General features: G+C 52.5%; 19 protein-coding genes. 5 read left to right on the plus strand and 14 right to left on the minus strand.

Translation table 11 applies throughout. The annotated features are described in order from the left end of the window. The first annotated feature begins 14 nt into the window (after nt 1–14). The gene (locus BUA40_RS05055) at nt 15–1,079 is read left to right on the plus strand and encodes a serine/threonine protein kinase (RefSeq protein ID WP_072799090.1); all 1,065 of its coding nucleotides are present in this window, start codon (nt 15–17) and stop codon (nt 1,077–1,079) included. A gap of 23 nt (nt 1,080–1,102) precedes the next feature. Continuing rightward, the gene (locus BUA40_RS05060; RefSeq protein ID WP_072799092.1) at nt 1,103–1,762 is read left to right on the plus strand and encodes a CvpA family protein; all 660 of its coding nucleotides are present in this window, start codon (nt 1,103–1,105) and stop codon (nt 1,760–1,762) included. On the opposite strand, the gene BUA40_RS05065 is transcribed toward BUA40_RS05060, so the two are convergent. Next, nucleotides 1,752–3,002 carry an amidohydrolase gene (locus BUA40_RS05065; protein WP_072799094.1) on the minus strand — a complete coding sequence of 417 codons (1,251 nt, stop codon included), beginning with the start codon at nt 3,000–3,002 and terminating at the stop codon, nt 1,752–1,754. The genes BUA40_RS05060 and BUA40_RS05065 overlap by 11 nt on opposite strands. An 82-nt stretch (nt 3,003–3,084) precedes the next feature. Between BUA40_RS05065 and BUA40_RS05070 the strand changes: the two genes are divergently transcribed. After that, entirely contained in the window at nt 3,085–4,080 is a 996-nt protein-coding gene (locus BUA40_RS05070) for a GGDEF domain-containing protein (RefSeq protein ID WP_072799096.1), read from the plus strand. A 22-nt stretch (nt 4,081–4,102) separates the two neighbouring features. Here the strand turns inward: BUA40_RS05070 and hisD are convergent, their stop codons facing one another. The 11 genes from hisD to BUA40_RS05125 form a co-directional block, all read right to left on the minus strand. Next, nucleotides 4,103–5,392, minus strand: coding sequence for a histidinol dehydrogenase (hisD, locus tag BUA40_RS05075; protein WP_072799098.1), 1,290 nt, complete (start codon nt 5,390–5,392; stop codon nt 4,103–4,105). Nucleotides 5,393–5,432: 40 nt separating this feature from the next. After that, nucleotides 5,433–7,124, minus strand: a complete 1,692-nt coding sequence (gene cimA, locus BUA40_RS05080) for a citramalate synthase (RefSeq protein WP_083585287.1) — start codon at nt 7,122–7,124, stop codon at nt 5,433–5,435. Nucleotides 7,125–7,133: 9 nt separating this feature from the next. Next, a complete protein-coding gene (locus tag BUA40_RS05085) occupies nt 7,134–9,293 on the minus strand; it encodes a polysaccharide biosynthesis tyrosine autokinase (protein WP_072799308.1) in 2,160 nt (719 codons plus the stop codon). Between the two features lie 89 nt (nt 9,294–9,382). Next, on the minus strand, nt 9,383–10,033 hold the full coding sequence (locus tag BUA40_RS05090; protein ID WP_083585288.1) for an adenylate kinase family protein: 651 nt from the start codon (nt 10,031–10,033) through the stop codon (nt 9,383–9,385). Nucleotides 10,034–10,119: 86 nt separating this feature from the next. Further along, nucleotides 10,120–12,660 (minus strand): ATP-dependent Clp protease ATP-binding subunit, encoded by a 2,541-nt coding sequence (locus BUA40_RS05095; protein WP_072799100.1) that lies wholly within the window; start codon nt 12,658–12,660, stop codon nt 10,120–10,122. Nucleotides 12,661–12,674: 14 nt separating this feature from the next. Continuing rightward, the gene (locus tag BUA40_RS05100) at nt 12,675–13,346 is read right to left on the minus strand and encodes an ABC transporter ATP-binding protein (RefSeq protein ID WP_072799103.1); all 672 of its coding nucleotides are present in this window, start codon (nt 13,344–13,346) and stop codon (nt 12,675–12,677) included. Continuing rightward, nucleotides 13,339–14,586, minus strand: coding sequence for an ABC transporter permease (locus tag BUA40_RS05105; RefSeq protein WP_072799105.1), 1,248 nt, complete (start codon nt 14,584–14,586; stop codon nt 13,339–13,341). Before BUA40_RS05105 ends, BUA40_RS05100 begins: the two co-directional genes overlap by 8 nt. Before the next feature lie 37 nt (nt 14,587–14,623). Further along, nucleotides 14,624–14,992, minus strand: coding sequence for a four helix bundle protein (locus BUA40_RS05110; protein ID WP_255369208.1), 369 nt, complete (start codon nt 14,990–14,992; stop codon nt 14,624–14,626). A 42-nt stretch (nt 14,993–15,034) separates the two neighbouring features. Beyond that, nucleotides 15,035–16,543, minus strand: coding sequence for a lysine--tRNA ligase (lysS, locus tag BUA40_RS05115; RefSeq protein WP_072799108.1), 1,509 nt, complete (start codon nt 16,541–16,543; stop codon nt 15,035–15,037). Between the two features lie 135 nt (nt 16,544–16,678). Further along, nucleotides 16,679–17,476, minus strand: a complete 798-nt coding sequence (locus tag BUA40_RS05120; RefSeq protein ID WP_255369209.1) for a hypothetical protein — start codon at nt 17,474–17,476, stop codon at nt 16,679–16,681. Between the two features lie 2 nt (nt 17,477–17,478). Next, nucleotides 17,479–18,255: a YkgJ family cysteine cluster protein gene (locus BUA40_RS05125; RefSeq protein WP_072799110.1), complete on the minus strand. Its 777-nt coding sequence runs from the start codon at nt 18,253–18,255 to the stop codon at nt 17,479–17,481. Between the two features lie 151 nt (nt 18,256–18,406). Between BUA40_RS05125 and BUA40_RS05130 the strand changes: the two genes are divergently transcribed. Further along, nucleotides 18,407–19,795 carry a hypothetical protein gene (locus BUA40_RS05130; RefSeq protein WP_072799112.1) on the plus strand — a complete coding sequence of 463 codons (1,389 nt, stop codon included), beginning with the start codon at nt 18,407–18,409 and terminating at the stop codon, nt 19,793–19,795. Nucleotides 19,796–19,798: 3 nt separating this feature from the next. Then, nucleotides 19,799–21,049: a hypothetical protein gene (locus BUA40_RS05135; RefSeq protein WP_072799114.1), complete on the plus strand. Its 1,251-nt coding sequence runs from the start codon at nt 19,799–19,801 to the stop codon at nt 21,047–21,049. Nucleotides 21,050–21,144: 95 nt separating this feature from the next. On the opposite strand, the gene BUA40_RS05140 is transcribed toward BUA40_RS05135, so the two are convergent. Continuing rightward, a complete protein-coding gene (locus tag BUA40_RS05140) occupies nt 21,145–21,801 on the minus strand; it encodes a hypothetical protein (RefSeq protein ID WP_072799117.1) in 657 nt (218 codons plus the stop codon). 4 nt (nt 21,802–21,805) lie between these two features. Continuing rightward, nucleotides 21,806–22,441, minus strand: coding sequence for an OmpA/MotB family protein (locus BUA40_RS05145; protein ID WP_072799119.1), 636 nt, complete (start codon nt 22,439–22,441; stop codon nt 21,806–21,808).

The following is a 22,441-nucleotide window of genomic DNA, read 5'->3' on the forward strand; positions in this document are numbered from 1 at the left end:
AAAACATTTGATTTATGAGCGAAGCGAAGAATACAAGACCTTCAAAGATTGGTGGATATACTCCTACGCAGGAATTAGGTTCCGGCGCGATGGGTCAGCTGTGGCTCTGTCACGACAAGTCGCTAGACCGAATGGTCGTGGTCAAGCAGATGCAGCAGGACATCGAAGATAGCGATGTAAACGTCCGCCGCTTTATGCAAGAGGGTAACATTCTCGCACACCTGAACCATCCGGCTATTACCAAGCCCTACGCCTTGTGGAAAGAAAAAGACGGCAAGCTTTCGCTCTCCATGGAATTTGTGCACGGGCTTACGCTCCGCCAGATTTTAGACAAAGTGCCGCAGCCGCCTCTCTGGGTGGTGCTGAACATTTTGCATGAAATTCTTTGCGCCTTGGGCGAAGCCCACCGCAAGGGAATCGTGCATCGCGACCTGAAACCCGCAAACATCATGGTCGACAACGACGGTCGCGTGCACCTGCTGGACTTTGGCATCGCCCACACCGAAAATCCGCTCAAGTTCAACAAGGGCGAAGACGCCGAACGCCTCACGCAAACGGGCGCCATCCTCGGTACTGTCACTTACATGAGCCCCGAGCAAACCGTCGGTGAAGAAGCGACTCCTGCTTCGGACTTGTTCGCGATCGGCATCATCGCCAGCGAAATGCTCCTGGGCCAGAATCTGTTCCGCGGCACAAGTTTTAGCGACACACTCACGCGCATCCAAAAGCTGCGTGTTACCGAGAAAGCCTTTAGCAAGGAACTCCCCCGCCGCTTAAGAAAGCTGATCGAACGAATGCTCCAGAAGGATCCGCGCAAGCGCCCGCTCACTGCCTTCGATGCCGCCGAGCAAGTTTCGCAAGTCATGCGAAACTTCCCCCGCGACATGGTCCCTTACATGGCCATGTGGATTTACGCTATTAAGGATTCTATCAAGCAAAAGACAGAATCTATTGACGAAACGCTTTTTACTGAACCCCCGGTCTACCCCACTCACACAAAGTTCCTGATGTTCAAGGGATTCTGCATGGGTGCATTGGCCGGTTCCTTAATTTGTTTTTTGATTACACGATTTATCTAAAACCTATTTAAAACAAATTTTCTATGAACGCCATCGATATCGTCTGCCTCATCATCATCCTGTTCTTAATGTTACTGGGACTGTGGCACGGCTTTTTCCGAGGAATTTTCCGCTTAATCGCCTGGGCTTCAGGCATTCTGGGCGCTTACTTTGCGTGCGGCTTGCTGGCCGACTTTATTTCGAACACGTTGCAGGCTAGCGCATTTTCGACAAAGCTCGTTTGCATGTGCATCGGCTTCTTGGTCCCGTTCTTGCTTTTCTTGTTTATCGGGCACTTTTTGCAGCACATTACCGAAGGTACGACCGTAGGCAAAGCCGACCGCATTCTCGGCGGAATTTTCGGAGTCATCAAGGCGTTGCTCATTTGCTTTGTGCTGCTCACGATTTTGCACCTGTTCCCGTTCGGCGGAATCATCCCCGAAACCCGCAACAGCGCCTTCTCCTACGAAGCCTACAAGGCGACCATCGAGATGATGGGTTATTCTTCGGAGCCGGTGGATCTTTTGGAAGTCGCCGAGAAGAAGGCTAGCGAGGTCGTGAAGAACGCAACGGACAAGGCTGCAGAAAAAGCCGCGGAAGCCGCTAAAGATGCCGCTGACAAGGCAGTTGAAAAGGCAACCGAAGCGGCTAAGGAAACAGTGAAAGGCGCTGTAAGCAACGCTGTGGATTCGCTCAAGAAATAGCGTACTTCCGCGCGTCCTTGATGACGTCTTCTTCACCGTCGACGTGATGATTGCGCATCACGAACTTGCCATTACAGATAACTGAATGAATGGCGCTGGAATCCCCTGCGTACACCCAGTTGCTGACCAAGTTATAGTTCGGCACCAGGCGCTCATTCTTGAGGTCAATCAGCAAGGCGTCCGCCAAGAAGTCTTCGGCGATCAGCCCCGCCGGAATTCCATAAGCGAGAGCCGTATTCCAAGTCGCCATTTCAAGCGCCTCAATCGCCGGTAGCGATTCCGCCTTGCCAGTCTTCGGCTCCACCTTCGCCAGCAGCGAAATCAGCTTCATTTCTTCGTGCATGTCGAGGTTGTTATTCGACGAGGCACCGTCGGTACCAAGCCCCACGAGCACGCCGCTATCCAGCAGCGCATTCACCTTCGGGATGCCGCTACTGAGCTTTAAGTTCGAGCACGGATTCAGAATCGCCGCCGATTCCGATTCGGCCATCAGCGACATTTCATATTCGTTCAGATGAACGCAGTGCGCGCCGACAAAGTTTTCGCCGAGAATCCCCCACTTATCGAGGAGTTCTACGGGAGTGCATCCATACTGCTTTTTGCAATCCTTGACTTCCTTAAGCGTTTCAGACAAATGAGTGTGCAGAATGTAGTTTTCTTCGCGCGCCACTTTCGCGCAGCGCTTGAAGATTTTTTCACCGACGGTGTAAATGCTGTGCGGCATCACCGCAAGCTTGACGCGGTCCGATTCCAGGCGGTGATCCCGCAGGAACTTGAAGTTTTCTTCGATATGTTCGGGAGTATCGAGGTTCTCGGCAATCGTCACGCCGATCGCCGCGCGGATTCCCATTTCTTTGACGACCTTCATGGTGACTTCGCGACGCCAGTACATGTCCGAAAAAAATACCGTTCCGGACTTGATCATTTCAAGCACGGCAAGGCGCGTTCCGATTTCGATATCTTTGGCGGTAAGCTTCGCCTCGAACGGCCAAATGTATTCCGTGAGCCACTTTTGCAGCGGCATGTCGTCGGCATAGCCACGCAACAGCGTCATGGCGGCATGCGTATGACCATTGTAGAACGGCGGAATAATCGCCAATCCGTCGCAATTTAACACTTCGGCATTTTCGTAATCGCGCTTGGAAAGTTCGCGGCCGACCTTCGCAAATTTCTTCCCGGAGATTAACAAATCTTGTTTCTTGCCCTGAAATAGTACAGATTGGAGTATCGTTTTTGCCATAAATGCTCGCTTTTCGCCTCGTTTTTCCTAAAAATATAAATTATAAAAAGCTATTTGAGCATTTTTTGTATATAATTATGGTATGAGCAACTACGAGTTGGAAACATTGCCCATCTCCAGGGCAGAATTTCAGCGACTAGAAATTTTCAAGAACGTCGCTTTCGAAAGCTTGGCGGGTTACCTGCTAGGCTGTAAAACGATTTACCCCGCACCGGGCACTTTACTCATTGACCCGGAGCAACCGCAGAGGCGGCTCCTGGTGCTTTTGGAAGGCCTCATGGAAGTGCAGGTGGAATCGCAAGGCGGCATTTTCAAGAACGATATTCAGGCCGGACACTGTGCCGGCGAAATGTCCATTTTCGAAAACGTGAAGCCCAGCGCCAAGGTGTATGCCAAGGCGAATTGCAAGATTCTGATTATCGAAGCGGACACGGCGCTCGCCATGCTGAACGCTTCGCACGACCTTTGCTTGAATTTTTTGCAGATTCTAAGCAACCGCATTCGCAACAGCAACAAGATGGTTTGCGAAGAAGAATACCACATTCGCTGCATCGAAGAAAACGCGAAGGTGGACGCCCTGACGGGCCTCCATAACCGCCGCTGGCTCGAAGAAATGTACACCCGCGAACTCAAGCGTAGTAACGCGGGTAACTTGCACCTTTCGGCGTTCATGGTGGACATCGACCACTTCAAACGAATCAACGACACTTACGGGCATCTCGTGGGCGACCAGGTGCTGATTGCAGTCGCCAAGGCGATTCTTGAATGCTTGCGCCCCACCGACATGCCCGTGCGTTACGGCGGCGAGGAATTCACCATATTCCTGCCGGGAACGAGCGTCGAGAACGCAAAGATTGTCGGCGAAAGGCTGCGTGCCGCCATCGAGGCGTTGCCGATTCCGCTGCCCAACGGCGAGAAGCTTTCGGTGACGGTGAGTGTCGGCTTTACCGAGCGTAAAAACGAAGACACCGTCGAGGCGATTATTAAACGCGCCGACGATGCTCTTTACTTCGCCAAGGAATCAGGACGCAACCGAGTGTGCTTGAATCTTGGCGATGACACGATGTTTTTGTTTTAAAAACAGCTCATAGCTCACTGCTCTAAAGACGCTTCAGGACCGCTGCAGCGTGGTGAATGAAGCCTTCTTCAGTAGCGACGGCGGCGATCGCCTTCGCATTCTTCTTGATAGCTTTTTCGCTGTAGCGGATGATGCTCATGCGCTTTAAGAAGTCGTACACACCGAGCGGGCTAAAAAAACGGCCCGTGCCGTTAGTAGGCAGCACATGGTTGGGGCCTGCAAAGTAGTCGCCCACCGGTTCGCTGGACCACGGACCGATAAACACGGCGCCAGCGTTTTCAATCTGGGCGGCCATGGATTCAGCTTCGGCGGTCATGACTTCCAAATGTTCCGGAGCGATGCGGTTCGCGATTTCTACACCGTCGAACCAATCCTTCACCACCAAGATGCGGCCGAAGTTGCCGAGCACCTTTTCGAGGAGTTCACGCTTCGGAGAATTTTCCACCTGCACGTCAACGCAAGCAGAAATCATCTGGGCGGTTTCCATGTTGTCGGTAATGCAAATAGCGGCTTCAAAGCCAGAACCGTGTTCGGCCTGGCTCAAAAGGTCTGCAGCGACAAAGTCCGGATCGCAAGTGTTGTCGGCCATCACGAGCACTTCGGAGGGACCAGCGACCATGTCGATATCCACGATACCGAAGACTTCCTTCTTGGCGATAGCGGCAAAAACGTTACCCGGGCCGACGATCTTGTCGACGCGTTCCACAACCGTCTTGCCCTTGGCATCCTTCGCGCCGTAAGCGAGCAAGCCGATGGCCTGAGCACCACCAATGTGGTAGACTTCAGTAATGCCGAGTTCCTGCAGCACGAATGCCACGGCGCGGTTGATTTCGCCCTTGATTGGCGTCACCACCACGATGTCCTGCACGCCCGCGACAAGCGCCGGCACTGCATTCATAATCACCGTACTCGGATAAATGCCTGCACCACCCGGCACGTAGAGACCAACGCGCTTCATCGGGCGAATGCGCTGACCGAGTACCACTCCGTCAGCCCCTTCCATCAACCAGGATTCTTCCATCTGATTCTTGTGGAAGTCACGCACGTTCTTGATGGCCTGCTTGAGGGCCTTCTGGAGTTCCTTGGGGCACTTGGCGGCAGACTTTGCAATGGCAGACGCCGGCACGCGAATGTTCTTGCCCTTAAGGCCATCGAACTTCTGGGCGTATTCAGTTGCCTTGGCGATGCCGCCCTTCTTGATGTCGGCAAGGATGTTCATCACCTTGTCGTGAATTTCTTTAGACGGGGCGACTTCGCGCCCGCAGATGCGTTCAATTTCAGCAGATTTCGGATTTACTTTTGTAATAATCATAGTAGACAGTAGGAAGTAGGAAGTAGACAGTGGTTTGTGATTAGAGACCTGCGGCGCGTTTCACTTGGCGTTTCGTTAATTTCTTTTGCTTCGCCGGAGCAGGTTCCTCTTTGGGCTTGGCCGGTTCAACAGGCTTCACGTCCAGATGCTTGTAAGCACCTTCGATGACCTTGTTGTCCACCAGAATCTTGTAGGTGAGGCCATCCACAAAAGCCATCCAAGATGCTTCGATGATGTTGCTCGAAACACCGACCACGTTCCAGTAGCCCTTTTCGTCGCCGAAGGTCGTCCACACGCGAACCGTCGCGTCAGAAGCAACCTTGCTTCCGAGCACGCGCACCTTATAGTCGTCGAGCTTGACCTTCGCCATGTTCGGGAAGAACGGGAGCAGCGCCTTACGGAGAGCCGCATCCAAAGCGTTCACCGGGCCGTCACCTTCGCTCACCTGATGGCTAATCTTGTCGCCAATCTGGAGCTTGACTGTCGCCTGCGACACCGAAACGCCCTGCGGCGTCTTGTCTTCGATGACGCGGTAGTTCAGCACCTTGAACGGTTCCTTGACCATTCCCAAGTGGCGGTACACGAGCATCTTGAAGCTTGCTTCGGCGCTGTCGAAATGCCAGCCGGCGTTTTCGCGTTCCTTGATGAGCGAAAGCAGACTTGCCACCACCGGGTCCTTCTTGTCGATGCCCGGCTTAATGGCCTTAAGTTTTTCCACAACGAGAGAGCCGCCGGCCTGGTCACTGGTGACGAACACGCGGTCGTTACCGACGGCGTGCGGGTCGATGTGTTCAAAGCTGCGGGACACCTTCATCACACCGTCGATGTGAGCGCCGCCCTTATGGGCAAAGGCTGCATCGCCAACGTACGGGGCGTGAGCATCGCTCGGCAAGTTCACAATCTGGTCCACGTTGCTGCTCAACTGACGAAGGCGAGCAATCTTTTTAGCAGCGAAGAACTTCGCACCCATTTTGAAGTGGAGGTCGGCAGCGATGGTCGTGAGGTTTGCGTTACCGCAACGTTCACCGTAACCGTTCACCACGCCCTGCACCATAGTCGCACCGCTCTTCACGGCATAAATGCTGTTGCACACGCCAAGGCCGGCATCGTTATGCACATGAATACCGATAGGTGTAGAAACATGCTTCTTCACGTCCTTCACGATTTCTTCGAGTTCCCACGGCATGGTTCCGCCGTTGGTGTCGCAAAGCACGATAAAGTCGGCATGGCCGAGTTCTGCAGCCTTGAGTGTTTCCAAGGCGTACTGCGGATTGGCCTTGTAGCCGTCAAAGAAATGTTCCGCATCGTAAATCACCTCTTCGGAATGTTCCTTGAGGTACGCCACCGAAGACTCGATCATGTCGAGGTTTTCTTCGAGGGTCGTGCGAATCACGTCGGTCACGTGCAAGTCCCAGCTCTTGCCGAAAATCGTCTTGACCGGAGCGCCAGACTTAACGAGAGCCTGCAGCAGCGGGTCCTTTTCGGGGAGCACCTTGGGGCGACGCGTCGAACCGAAGGCAGCAATCTTCGCATGCTTCAGCTTGACTTCCTTAATCTTCTGGAAGAATTCTTCGTCGGTGGGGTTGCTGGGGTTCGGCCAGCCGCCTTCGATGTAGTCAAAGCCGAAATGGTCCAGAATACGTGCAATCTGCAGCTTGTCTGCAAGAGAAAGACTGATTTTACGGTCCTGGTTACCGTCGCGGAGAGTCGTGTCGTAGAGAAAAACTTTCATGAGTTGTAATTACTTTTTCTTTTTGTCTTTACCGTAATAGCCGTACTTGCCGTAGCCATAGCTGCCGTAGCCGTAGCCATGACCGTCGGATTCGCAATGGTTCATCACGAAGGCGCGAGCCTTGCCTTCGCAGCAGCGGTCGAGCTTCATCATGGATTCCTTGATCTGGTCCATGGTATGCTTGCCGTAATGGAGCACGGACAAGGCGAAGTCCACAATCGGGTAAATGAGTTCGGAATCGGTGACGAGTTCCAGAGGAGGCGTGTCCACGATAATGATATCGAACTTGGACTTGGCTTCTTCCAAAAGGTTCTTGAAGGTTTCGCCGCGCAAGAGTTCGCTCGGGGAAACGTCGGTCTTACCGGCACCAAGCACATACAGGTTCTTGGTAATGGAATCGGCCACAGCGTTATCCAAGGAGCACTTGCCTTCGAGCACATCGCCAAGGCCCTGCTTGCGGTGGCTGTACACCACGCCGCGGCGCATGTCGGCATCAATGAGCAAAGTCTTTTTGCCAGAGCCTGCAAAAAGGGCAGAAACGTTCTTGGACACAAAGGACTTGCCCACGCCCGGAATCATACCCGTCACCATCATGACGCGCAAATCGTTCGTTGCAAATTCAATAGCCGTATAAAGAGAACGCAGCGCTTCGCTCGACGGCGAATCGGGATCGTCTTCAACCAGGGGCTTCGTGTTTTTGCCCTTGTTGCGCTTGAGGAGGATTGCGTTTTCGGCCTTCGGAATCTTGGCGTACACGCTAATACCCGTTTCACGTTCAATTTCAAGAGAGCTGCGGACGCCACGCTTGGTCATCTGCAACAGGTAAAGCAGCAAGGCTCCCAACAGGAAGGAACCGCCTACGCAACCTGCAAACACAACCTTCTTATTCGGCTTAGAGGGTCTACGTTCAATCTGAGCATAGTCCACAATGCGCACGTTACCGACTTCACCGGCACGCACCACGCGCAGCTGCTGGATGTTATTCAACATGGCCGTATACTGGGCATTGTTCACAGCCACTTCTTCTTGCAGGCTACGAACGTCTTGCTGCGTTTTCGGCATGTTTTCGGCAGACTTCTTGAGTCGAGAAAGTTCGGCACGCAGGCGGTTCTGCTGCTGCACAATCGTCTGCACGGAGGGGTGTTCTTCCTTGAACAAGCGAGTGGCTTCTTGGCGCTGCTGTTCCAGTTCCAAGACCTGCTTTTCAAGTTCCGAAACCTTTTCCAAGTGGACTCTGGTTTCGCCCGTCATGTCCACGGAACCGATCTTCAAACGGTAATCGGCCAGGTTCTTTTCGGCCGTATCGAGTTTAGCCTTCACGCCCGGGAGCTGTTCTTCCAGGAATTCCAAAGTCTTTTCGGCTTCGGCACTGCGCATTTCCACATTCTGGCGCAGGTAGATATTGGCAATGGTATTCAGGACCGAAGCAGCTTTGTCTGCATAGCGGTTGGTGTAAGACACGCCGATAATGCCCGTCTGCTTGCCGCGTTCGGACACGTCGAGCTGTTTAACCAAGCCTCGGACCGCATCTAGCGGTTCGGACTGCACGATAGCGAACACCTGTCCCGGCCTTGCCAGCAGGTGCTTCACGTGAATTCGGAGCGTGTCGCCGCCATAGGGAGCAGAGAGGGCCTCGCCCACCTTACCCTGCAAAAGCTTGACGCCTTCGGGAGTGAACACGGCGATTTCATCTTCGCCCACCACATGAGCCATCCACTTTTCATCGCGTGCGATTTCGGGGATGTACAAGTCTTCGAGATCCATGCGGCCTTCCGTATGGAGCAAGCGGTCGATGATTCCCTTCGGGTAGGCGTTAAAACAAAGGTGTTCCTTTTCGACCACATAGTTCAAGACCATGCGGCTCTTCAAAAGTTCGATTTCGGCTTCGGCAGGGCTGGCCACATCCAAAAGGGCACCCATTTCGCCCATGGCCTTACCGGCCTTGTTACCCTTCACGTCAATCTGCAAAAGAGCGTCGCTCGTATACTGGGGGCGCATAAAGTTGGATGCCAAAAAGCCTACGGCGCAGCCCACCGCAATACAACAAGCCAAGAAGAATTTGTGCTTCAGCAACAAACCCAAGACTTCAAGGATATCGATTTCATCGTCTTCCTTATGCTTTGCCGGTGAGCTCGATCCCATTGAATTGTACTGATTATTCGGTTCCATTTTCATCCTTTCTTGATCTTCTTTTATAAAAAATAGAAAAAGAGGCCGCAGAGCATGTCCGCGACCTCTTTGTATAAGCTAGAAAAGCTTTATTTCTTCTTAGCGGTCTTCTTAGCCGGAGCCTTCTTAGCAGGGGCCTTCTTTGCAGAAGCCTTGCAGAACTTCACGTAGGCAGCGAGAGTGTCGCAGAACACTTCGTCCGGAGTGTTGTCGCCGTTGATGCGGCTGATGATGGACTTGCTGTACTTGCCGAGCACCTTAGCGGTGGATTCCTTGTAAACCTTGAGACGGTTCTTGATCACGGCTTCGTCGGCGTCGTCCTTACGGCCTTCGATCTTGGCGCGGTTCAGGAGGCGAGCCACGATGGTCTTTTCGTCCTTGATGTCGAGCACGAAGATGTGCTTCACGTCGACCACGGATTCAATGAGCTTGACCTGAGCAACAGTGCGAGGAATACCGTCGAGGAGGAGGGTGTCCTTATCCGGATTTACCTTGTTCGTATTGACGAGGCCTTCGATGAAGCGGCCGAAGATTTCGACAGTAGCTTCATCCGGAACCAAGAGGCCCTTGCTGGAGTAAGAAGCAAGGAGCTTGCCAGATTCGCTGGACGGGGCAATGCCACGGAAGATGTCACCCGTGGAAATGTGCTTGAGGGACGTAGTAGCAGCGAGCTTTGCGCCGACGGTACCCTTGCCGGAACCCGGTGCGCCAAAGATAAGAACTGCAGGAATTTTAGCCATTGTGTTAACCTCTTGGGTTTAGTGTTGAAAATTCGGGACTAAAGATAGTAAAAAGTAGGAAGTAGACAGTAGGCAGTAGACAGTAATTAGCTAGGCAACGCTTCGGAAGTGAACTTCAGCTTATTGTTTTCGACGTCGATGGAGATGGTCGAGAAGTCCTTGTAGATTCCAAGCAACAGGCCTTCGGCGATTTCGTCTTCGACCAGGTTCTGAATCGAGCGGCGAATCGGGCGCGCACCGAGAGCAGAATCGTAGTTGTTCGAGACGATGAATTCCTTAGCGGCTTCGGAAACTTCCAAGAGGATTCCGCGTTCCGACAGATTCTTCTGCAAGAACGTGAGCTGGATATCCACCACGGAGGTCAACTCCTTCTTGCCGAGCGCACGGAACACAATCTGTTCGTCGATACGGTTCAAGAATTCCGGAGAGAACACGCGCTTGACTTCTTCGCGAATAGCGGTTTCCATACGTTCGTAGTCGTCGGTCTCGCCCATCTTGGTAAAGCCCATGCCGCTGCTGTGACGCACTTCGCGAGCGCCAGCGTTACTCGTCATGATGATGATGGTGTTCTTGAAGTTGATCTTGCGACCGTAACTATCCGTAAGGATACCGTCGTCCAAAATCTGCAACAGCAAGTTGTAAATGTCCGGATGCGCCTTCTCGATTTCGTCGAGGAGAACCACGCAGTAGGGGCGCTTGCGCACCTTTTCGCTGAGCTGTCCACCGCTGTCTTCGAAGCCTACGTATCCCGGAGGAGCACCAATCAAGCGGCTAATGCTATGCTTTTCCATGTATTCGCTCATATCGATACGAATCATGGATTCTTCGCTGCCGAAAATCGTCTGCGAAAGCACCTTGGCAAGCTCTGTCTTGCCCACGCCCGTGGGGCCGAGGAACAAGAAGCTGCCCATCGGTCGCTTGGTGTCGCGAATGCCGGCGCGAGTACGACGAATCGCTTTAACGACGGCATCCACTGCCTGATCCTGACCGATGATGCGTTCCTTGATTTCGTCGCCCAGCTTCAAGAGCTTCTGCGTTTCCTCGCCCGCTAGGCGACTTACGGGAATGCCCGTCATCTTGCTGATGCAATCGCGGATTTCATTTTCATCCACCACCGGGAAGTCCGCGGAATCTTCCTTGTTCAAGGCTTCGCGGCGTTCGGCGATGCGGCTCGTCAAATCTTCAATCTTGTCGCGGAGGGTCGCTGCGGTTTCGTACTGCTGGTCAGCAATCGCCTCTTCTTTCTTGAGCATGGTCGCGGCAAGTTCATCTTCCATTTCCTTAAGGTCTTGCGGCGTACGAATCGAATTCAAGCGTACGCGTGCGCCTGCTTCGTCGAGCACGTCGATTGCCTTATCGGGCAAGAAGCGGTCACTGATGTAACGTTCGGCGAGCGTTACCGCCGCGCGAATCGCTTCGGGCGTGTAATGCACCTTATGGTGCTGCTCGTACTTCGGGCGCAGTCCTTCGAGAATCTGAATGGAATCTTCGGAGTTCGGCGGATTCACCACAATCGTCTGGAAGCGGCGTTCGAGCGCGGCGTCCTTTTCGATGTACTTGCGGTATTCGTCGATGGTCGTAGCGCCAATGCACTGAAGTTCGCCACGAGCGAGAGCCGGCTTAAAGATGTTGCTTGCATCGAGGCTGCCTTCGGAGCCGCCCGCACCTACGATGGTGTGAAGCTCATCGATAAAGAGAATCACCGAGTTGTCGACGCGCTGAAGTTCCATAATCAGGCCCTTCACGCGTTCTTCGAACTGGCCGCGGTACTTTGTACCTGCGACCATGGCGGCCACGTCGAGCGTGACCACGCGCTTGTTCATCAAAAGTTCCGGAATCTTCTTCTGGACAATCTTCTGGGCAAGGCCTTCGATAATCGCCGTCTTACCTACGCCCGGTTCACCGATGAGTGCCGGGTTGTTCTTTTTGCGACGGCAAAGAATCTGAATCAAGCGTTCAATTTCACGGCTGCGACCGATAATCGGATCAAGCTTACCCTGCTTGGCAAGCGCCGTCAAGTCGCGACCGAAGTGGTCCAGAATCGGCGTCTTGGAACGGGACTGGCTGCGAAGCTGCTGACGGGATTCTGCACCACGTCCCTGACCTGCAAAGCGATCGTCGTCTTCGGCATTTTCGCCGTCTTCGCCGGAGGGCTGACCGTTCATGGCCTCGCGCTTGATCTGCTGCAGAGTGCTTTCAAAATTTTCATAAGTCACGCCGAAGGTCGAAAGCGTACCCGCCGCCGGAGATTCAGCCTGCTGCAAAATCGCAAGCATCAAATGTTCCGGACCAATGTACTGGTCACCTTCTTCTTTGGCAATTTTAGCGGCATTAAAAAGAGCCGCCTTGCAACGAGTCGTAAAAGAGAGCAATGCACCGTGAGCATCACCCACGGTCATAATGCCGCCGTTAGACGAAAGCGAACGCTGCACGTTTTCGCCCAACTCATTCAAATTGATTTTGAGGGCGCGCAAGGTTTCGGCGGCAAAGCCGGAATCTTCGCGGACAAGGCCGAGCAGCAAATGTTCGGTCGTTACGCTGTCGCTGCCCAAGTTGCGAGCCGCAATACGGGCTGCCTGCAATACCGCTTTCGCTTTTTTCGAAAAAATACCGTTGATATCGGACATATTTTCTCCTTAAGCTATTGAATGACTCCACCGTGCATTACCACACGGCGTTTTGCAAAACTAGCCAATTTTTCGTCGTGAGTCACAATCAAGAAGGCCTGATTGAACTTTTCGTTGAGTTCGCCAATCAATTCGTTGAGCATCGCGGAATTTGCTTCGTCCAAGTTGCCGCTCGGTTCGTCAGCAAGCACCAAATCCGGATGATTCATGAGCGCACGGGCAATCGCCACACGCTGACGTTCACCGCCGCTGAGTTCACGCGGCAAGTGCTTGAGGCGGTCCTTCAGGCCCACCGTTTCCAAAAGCATGGCGGCACGTTCCTTGCATTCCTTTTCAGAAGTTCCGAGAATGCGGCCCGGCACGCACACGTTTTCAATCGCGGTAAATTCGCTCAGCAAGTGGTGGAACTGGAACACGAAGCCCACCTGCACGCGGTGGTAACGGTCGCGTTCAGAGTCGTTGAACTTGGAAAGCGCCTTGCCCTTAAAGAGGATTTCGCCAGACGTCGGCGTATCGAGCATGCCCACCAAATTCAGGAACGTCGACTTACCCGAACCCGAAGAACCCGTGAGCGCCACGAGTTCGCCTTCTTCCATCGAGAAGTTCACGCCCTTGAGGATTTCAAGCTTTTCGCCCGTCTCGGAAAATTCACGACGGAGGTCAACTGTTTCAAGCAAACTACTCATGTCTAATCGCCCCCACCGGATCCAAGCGGCTAGCCTTCCATGCCGGCAACAAAGTCGCCAGAACGCAAAGCGCAATGCCAATTACAAAAATCAAAATCACGTCAAGAATATGCACCGAAATCGGGAAGTACGGAATCACGTAGACATCGCCCGGCAGCTTGATAAAGTGGTAAGCCTCTTGCAACTTGCAAAGCACCAAGCCAATCGTACCGCCGACAATCGTACCGCCCACGCCAATGAAGCTTCCCATGAGCATAAAGACGCGCATAATGCCCGCCTTGCTAAAGCCCATGCTGCGGAGGATGCCGATTTCCTTGGTCTTGTCGATAACGACCATGATCAAGCTACTGATGATATTGAATGCCGCAACCAGAATGATGAGGCAAATCACCGCCGCCACGATGAACTTTTCGTAGTTCATCCACTTGAGGAGCGTGATGTTTTTCGTCTTCCAGTCCATGGCGTAATACGGGTAACCGAGCCAAGTGGCAAGGCTATCCACCGCTTCGCCGGCGAGCCAGTGATTGTTCAGGCGGAACTGGATGCCTGTCACGACATCTTCAAGGCCAAGCAACTTCTGGAGTTCCGGAATGCCCACATAAGCGAGGTTGCCGTCGTATTCGTAAGTACCCGTTTCAAAGATGCCGCTCACCACGCACATCATCATCTTCGGGCCGCCGCTGCTGACCATGGCGTCCGGGCTCTGGAAAGTCTGCAGCACCAGCTTGTCGCCGACCACCACACGGAGCCTATTGGCAAGGCCGGAACCCAAGATGATTCCAGGGCGACGAGTTCCGCTCAAGTCTTCGAGGCTGTCGACCGAGTAGTTACCCCACTTGATGTACTTGTGGATGTCGGTGACGCCCTTGGCGGTTTCTGCATCAATACCGTAAATGACGATGCCGTCGTTTACCTTCTTGGAGCTCACGCCCACCTTGTAAATAATGAACGGGGACGAGGCCACCACGCGAGAATCGCGATCGCGGACTTCTTTGGTGAGGCTGTCATACGGCGCAATGAATTCGCCATTGTAAGCCATCACTTCGAAGTGAGCGTCTTTGCCAATCATCTGGGCGGTGACTTCTTCTTCGAAACCATTCACTGCAGCAAGCGCCACCACCAGCGCGAACACGCCAATGGAGACACCCAGCATACTAAAAATGCCAATCAGCGAAACAAAGAGGCTTTTGCGTTGAGCCCCTAAGTAACGCCAGGCGATGAGCCACTCAAGTTTATTCATAGGAAGTAGGAAGTAGGAAGTAGGAAGTAGGAAGACCCTACGTCCAATCCTTCGTTCCCAATTTTCTCCTCAAGGCGGTTAACATTTTTCCAATATCGTCAAGTGACTTTTTTATCGATTCCGTCTCAGACGATTTCAAAAGGTTCACTCGTTCACTCAAAACAATTTGCGTTTCTAATTCCGACTTAGAACCAAGGGCAATTCCTAAAAAATGCGAAAATTCATTTTTTGATTTACGACCTTCTCCTTCTGCAATATTACTCGCAATTGATACTGCAGCACGTCGCATTTGAGAGGTCAAACCAAACATTTCATCTTTAGAAAATGCACTTGTAAGACGATAAGTTTCAACAGCAACATCCATTGCTTGTTGCCAAACAATCAGGTCTCTGTATCCTTGTGTCACTGTCTACTTCCTACCGTCTACTGTCTACTAGCTAGGCTTCGCCTAGCAGCTTTCGGGCTTCATCAGCGGGAAGAGCTGCACGTCGCGGATGGTCTGCTGGTTGGTGAGGAGCATGACCATGCGGTCGATGCCGAATCCCACGCCACCGGTAGGCGGCAAGCCAGATTCGATGGCGTGCATGAAGTTTTCGTCCATCGGGTGAGTTTCACCTTCGCCACCGCGGCCGCGGCGCACCTGGTCTTCCAGGAGCTCACGCTGACGGATGGGGTCGTTAAGTTCGGTATAGGCGTTACCCAGTTCCCATCCGTTAGCGTACGGCTCGAACTGTTCGATAAGGCCTTCGATGGTACGGTGCTTCTTGCAGAGCGGAGTACTTTCGGTCGGCATGTCCTTGATGAACGTCGGCTGGATGAGCTTGTCTTCCACGGTAAGCTCGAACAGTTCGAGGATACCGCGGCCGCGGCTGAATTCGCCGTCCAGGTGTCCGCCCAGTTCTTCCATCTTGGCCTTGATTTCGTCGTCGCTCATTTCATTGACCTTGAGGCCGCCGAACTTTTCGATGGCTTCAATCATGCTGTAGCGGGGCCACGGAGCCTTGAAGTCGATTTCCTTACCCTGGTATTCAATCTTGGTGGTGCCGTTGGCGGCAATACAGGCGCGTTCGTAGATGTTTTCGAAGTGCACCATCATGTCGTTGTAGTCGGCATAGGCTTCGTAGAATTCGAGACCGGTGAATTCCGGGCTATGCGTACGGTCCATACCTTCGTTACGGAAGTTCTTGGAGAATTCGAAAACCTTTTCCATGCCGCCCACGATGCAGCGCTTCAGGTAAAGTTCCGGAGCCACGCGCAGGTAAAGCGTCATGTCGCAAGCATTGTGGTGCGTAGTGAACGGACGGGCGTTTGCACCGCCGTAAATCGGCTGGAGCGTCGGAGTTTCGACTTCGATAAATCCCTTTTCAATCAGGTATTCGCGGATAGCCTGCAGAATCTTGAAGCGCTTGATGAACACGTCCTTCACATCGTCGTTCAAAGCCATGTCGATATAGCGCTGGCGGTAACGGGTATCCACGTCGGCAAATTCGTTGAACACGACCTTGTTGCCGTTTTCGTTGACCTTTTCCTTAGCGACCGGAAGCGGACGCACGGCCTTCGAAAGCATGGTCACCTTCTTCACGTGCACGGAGTATTCACCCGTCTGAGTTTCGAACATGGAACCGTTCACGCCGATAAAGTCACCGAGGTCGGTCATCTTCACGACTTCGTAGTTTTCTTCGCCCACTTCGTCACGGGCAACCACCACCTGCAAGCGACCATAACGGTCCTTGAGGTGCATAAAGCACATTTTGCCCTTGCGGTTAAAGCGAACCACGCGGCCAGCGAAAGCGATTTCTTCGCCAGAAGCCATCAGGGCTTCCTTATTTTCTTTCAAAACCTTGGAATCATGCGTGCGGTTGAACTTGTGCGGATAAGCTTCCACACCCATTTCCTTAAACTTGTCAAGCTTCGCGAGGCGAGCCTGCACCTGGTCATTCATGTCTTGCATTGCCATAATATTTATCCTGTGATTAAATCACGTTTAAAATTTACGGCAAAAATTTAGAAAAATGTAGGAAGTAGGAAGTAGGAAGTAGGAAGGACTCAGCGCCAATTACTGTCTACTGCCTACTGTCTACCGTCTACTGCATTACAATTCAGCATGTCTCCGCATCTTGCGGATATTCTGCGGAAGCACGTGATTGTGCCAGTGAATCCATTCGTCGTAATAGATGTATTGGCGTTCGCGGCGTCTAAAGTTGCGGCCATGCACAATGCGGCGGCCGTTCTTGACTTCGACCGGAATCGCAATATGCAGGCATTCATGGTACACGACACCGGCCACGGCATATTCCGGGCAGTTCGCGGCATCGTAACCCTTGCTGATGCTGATCAAATGGAATTCTTCACCGGTCACAGGATCCTGACGGACTGAATGGAAACTGAGTCCGCCGACGCGGTTACTCCAGGTGATACGGCAAGTTAATTTATCTTCAAAGTAGGTGCTGTTGATCGCGGCAAGCACATCGTTCAAATTGTGGTACTTGCCTTGCGGCTTAATCGGCGGAAGCCTACCCTTGGTCGACAAGGATTCATCGCCACGATCGGCCAAAATCTGCTCCACCAGCGTCCAAAAGCGGCTGACCAAATCCTTGATAATCGCCTTGTTCTTCGCCGTTTTACGCTTGATGGCGTGTTCCGCCCATTCGGCGGCAAGCTCACGTGCCGGCGCAAATTCAGGCTCCTTCATGTAAGCTGGCAAAATCACTTCGGGGTGGCCAAACAGCACTCCCCCCTTGCAACGGATACTCTTCTTAAGCTGAGAATTGTACTTGAAATGCACCAGCCCATTCTGCGAAACCGAAGCCGGAACTTTCGGCTTTGCCGGTTCCTTGGGAGCATCGGTATTGTTCCCGAACAAGTCGAGTTGCATTCCAAACAAATTCATTCTCAGTTACCGCCAATCAGGCCTTCGAAACGGTTCACCGCTAAGAGTCCGCCAAAGTAGCTTTCCGGCAAATCCAAAAGGGCGAAATGTTCCGAAATCCCGTACACCGCATCTTCGATGCTATCAGGCAAATACACAATATAGCTATCGTTTTCGGGAGTCTGCAAATGCTCCGGCGTACAGAACTTGGGGTCCGTCTCACTAAAATACATGCGGCAAGACACCGGACGCAGCGGATACACCGTGCAATCGCCTTTCTTGTCCGAAAACGGGCACGGGTTCCAGGCGCTAAAATAGTCATGCAGGGCCTTATCTTCGGCGTAATCGTCCAAATCCATCTGGTCAGGCACTGCACCCTCGGCGCGTCTCGCCTCAAAAAATTTGCTGAACAGCGACGATCTCACCTGGCAGGCTTCCATAATATTGAGCAAGTCATTCCGCCCCCGGAGGTCGCAATATAAAGTGACAAGTTCAAAAGGCTCCACCGACATCGGGTAATGGTGGCAACAATTACCGCAGGCGGGCCTGCACTGGATAGGCCGCGGCTGTTGCGGCAAAACCGCTTCCAGGTATTCCGAAAAAAGCCGGTGGTATTCCCGGGTAAATTCCTTAATCTTGGGGAGTTCTTCGAGTAGGTTATCGGGACCGATCGCCGATTCTCGGCCCATGGTCGCCGCAACGGCATCCAGGCGATCCCTTTCCGCCCTCAAAAGGCTTGCCAGGCGCATTTCGGCCAAACGAAACGCCTTTGTCGGAAAATACTCTCGATAAGATTCCATGCAACAAAGATAGATATTTTACCAATATCCGAAAAAACATCAAAAAAAAGCCACAAATATCACAAGATTTTCAAAAAACTACATAAAAAACAGATTGAGAAATCCTTTTTGTAAGAATAATGTTATCTTTTAGGAAAATGGGAATAGTGTAATGAGAAACGTACTTCAATCCAAGTTCTTATGGGCTTCGGCACTTGTCCTCTCGTTGAGTATAGCCGGATGCAACATTTTCAACCCCACCGAAAGCATCAACATCAAAGACGACGATGCCCAGGCGCTTACCTACGAAGGCTACAAGAAAATTCGTGATAACGAATATTCTAACGCAGAATACTATTTCAACAAAGCAATTGCGGCCGACTCCAGCTATTCTCAAGCTTGGTTCGGCCTCATGAAGGCCATCTTGAACCGCAAGCTGAACACCACCCAAGAAACCAACGTGTTCTCGTTGCTTTCTTACGTGAACGCAAGCCGCGACTCCAAGGTGCCCTTCTCGGGCATGTCCGATGCCATTGCAATCCAACTTCAAGATGCCATTGATTCCGTGAACGCCATTGCAAACCAGTTTATCGAACGCGACAAGGCTGGCAAAACCGACAGCGTGATCACCTACAAGACTATTTCTGAAGGCTACATGGTTCTCCAGATGATGAAAACCATGCTGGTGCTGCGAAAAACGACCCAGAGTATGGAAGGCTGTTCGCTGCAGAAGGGCCAGCAAAATTCCTGCGACATGGCCAGCGTCTTGAATAACATCAAGAGCGATCCGGCAGAAACAGTGGAATCTTTCAACGCCGTCTTCAAGACCTGCGAAGAAAGCCCCGAAAGCATGACCAAGATGTTCGACAGCTACCTGCAGGGCTTCGACAACCTTAAAGAAGAAGCCCAGCGTTCTGCCGTGAGCAGCATGTGCGGCGCTCTGGCCCAAGAAACCGACAAGGCCAAGGATAACGAAGACCAGCAAACCAAAACATTGAATATCATTATCGGCCAGTTCGGCTACAGCGACATTATCGATGACGACGGCGACGGCTGCGTTGACGAAGAACTCTACGACGGCGAAGACAACGACGGCGATGGAGAAATCGACGAGGACGTGAGCGACAAGACCAACAAGATTGAATACGATAACGATATGATCCTTAAAAACGTTACCGCCGGAAAGACTGCAATCAGGGACCTCCGTGTTATCAGCAGGGTCAATCCGAACGAAAAGTACGAAACCGTCGATATCGACATGAACGGCAAGACTGTCGCAGACAACCGGGACGAACTCGAAACCGAATGGGCTTTCGTCTACCCCAAGTATCAGGACCGCGTAAACAACAACAACCACCGACTGGTCTTTGCAACAGGCCTGACCTTCAACCCGCAGGGGCTGCCCCCCGAAGAATACAACGCCTACAAGCACGCTATCGCCAAGGATAAGGACATCAACAATATCCAATACGACCTGGCGTTCAGAAAGCAGTACATTGGAGGTTGCTGGGCGAACTACGACGAGAAACGCTTTATGCAGTGGTTCGAAGGGAGGAACTAAGCGATGAAAAAGATTCTGATTTTCTTGATTTTTGTACTTGCCGTCGCCACGTATGCAGCCAAGGCTCCGACCCACCATTCCCTGCGTGCCGAAGCCATGGGTAACGCCCACGTGGCCCTTGTAGACGACAAAGAAGCAATCTACTTCAACTACGCCGGTTTGAGCCAGATTAACCGCCTGGGTAACTACGAAAAGCGCCCGGAACAAGGTTACTACCCCCGCAATTTTTTGGGCGACATGCGCCTGAACTTGGGCGGAGCCGGTCCGTTCGAAACCTACTTCTCGACTTACAGCGTGGCTAGGGACTTGCAGAAGATTTACAAGAATGCAAGAAATACTGCTGAGGCCCTGGGCCTTAGCCAATCCAATGTTTTGATGGATACGCTCGCCACTCACCCGGAACTGATTCACAAGCTGAACAATTACGACCACAAATACCTGACCATGAAAATCAAGATGGATGCCGAAATGGCGTTCCACGGATTCGGCGGTGCAATTTGGGTAGACGGTAACGTCGCACCTTACCTAGACGGTGGCCTTGTGCTCCCCTTCCTCGCTATTGACACCTTCTACGTGGACGGTGTGGCCCAGGCCGGTTTTTCTTACGGATTCACCAACAACCTGTCTGTCGGTTTGGGCGTCAAGATGGCCAAGCGCCAGAAGGTTGAAATGATTACCGTAGACGTGTTGAACTACGACGCCCTGCAAGATACTCTTGAAGACCGCTACCACGACGTCACCGACAACATTTTCGATTTTGAATCTGTTTCTGCCGGTATCGATATGGGCGTGCTCTACCAGCTGACTCGCGAATTCAGAGTCGGTATGTCGCTGCGCGACGTGTACTTCAAGGAACTCGCCGGTGACAAGATTACGCCGAACCTCACGGCTGGTTTCAACTACAGCCCCCGATTCTTCAACAAGAACACCGGTTACGCCCGTAAGTTCAATATCGCATTCGACTACGCCGATGCATTCAACAACGAAAGAAACTATAAGGTATTCTCTCACTTGAACATGGGTCTCGAAGTAGAACAGAACTTGCTCGCCTGGCCGGGTTACAACAACGAAATCCGCCTGCTCGCCCTGCGACTTTCGGGCGGTTTCAAGGGCGGCTACCCCGCTGCCGGTTTCGCTATCGAAGCTCTGCGTTTCATTACGGTTGAATTCGCTACCTGGGCTGAAGAACTCGGTTACTACACCGGCCAGGACGAAGAACGTATTTATATGGGCCAGCTGAGCATCGGCTTCTAGTTTGCCCCTCTACAAAATTTAAAAGAGCTCCTGATGGAGCTCTTTTTTTAGATCCTTCCCCTGAAACAAGTTCAGGGTCAGGATGACACTACATATTACTTCTTGTCTTGAGGAACGAGGCGTTCTACGACACGGAACAGGTCGTTATAAATTTCGAGGAAGTCTTCAATCCAAATCGGGTCACGCTCGCCCACCACGTGGAAGGTTTCTTCCAGCGTATGGAGGGCGTTATAGGGGCCCACCAGGCTACCGGACGGCACCGATGCCGTTCCACGATAAAGGTCCGTTGCAACCAGGCGTGCACGGAAGCTACGCCTTAAGCGGGCAATCAGGGCGGTACGGAGCGACAGAAGCTCATCGTGAGCCTGCAGCAGCTGGCCTTCGCGAATCCAGCCTTCTACCAAATTCAAGCGACGGATCGTAGAATCGCGTTCCGTCGACGGCACCAGCTGGCGTTTTTCCATAAGCGTCTGCTTAAGCTTGGCAGACATCGCCATAAGCATATCCGCATTCCAGAACACCATCGGATTTTCAGAAAAGCGTTCGGTCTTGTCTACGCGAGGCGCATGCGTCTTGATCCAGCGTTCCAGCTTTTCAGCCACACGGCCCGCTTCAGGGAGCCTGTCGACAGCAACATATTCGCCGGCACGGTTCAGCAGATTTTCGGCATAGACCATACGCCAATGCGAAAGCTTTCCGCTCTTGCGGATCGCATCGATATTCTGGCGAATGGTGTCTAGGCGTTCTTGCATCGAACTACTCCTGAGTTGACTTCTGCAACGGAGTCACGCCGATTTCTACGCGGCGGTTCAGGCGGCGGTGTTCTTCGCTGTCGTTGGGGTACTTGGGCATGTGTTCGCCGAAGCCCGCAGCAAAGAGTCTGTCCGGCGGGAATCCTTGAGCGATCAGCGTCTTGACCACATTCACCGCACGTTCGGTAGAAAGGTTCCAGTTGGTATAAGTCTTGGACTTCACCGGAGTATCGTCGGTAAAGCCGCTCACCATAATCACGTCGGTAGAATCAAGGGCTTCCAAAAGGCCCTTGCTAATGCCACGAATCACGCCCTCGCCTTCTTTGGTGAGGTCAGCGCCGTTAATCGGGAAAAGGAAACTGGCCTGAATCTGAATTTTACCGTCTTCGAGGGCAATGAGACCCGCTTCAATAGAAGTCTGCAAGCTCTTGGACAAGAGCGCATTGCGTTCGGCCGCAATCTTGCGCATCTGTTCCTGGCAGGTAAGCACTTCTTCTTCGGTACGGGTCAAGTCTTCGGCCTTCTGTTCCTTAAGGGTCGCCATGGCCACAAACGCAAGGATGAACAACGAAACCAGGGCAACACCCAAGTCCGTGTACGCCATCCAAGGATTGCTGTTTTCGTCTTTCTTAAAGCGCAT

The organism is Fibrobacter sp. UWT2, assembly GCF_900142545.1.
In the GTDB taxonomy this organism is placed as follows: Bacteria; Fibrobacterota; Fibrobacteria; order Fibrobacterales; family Fibrobacteraceae; genus Fibrobacter.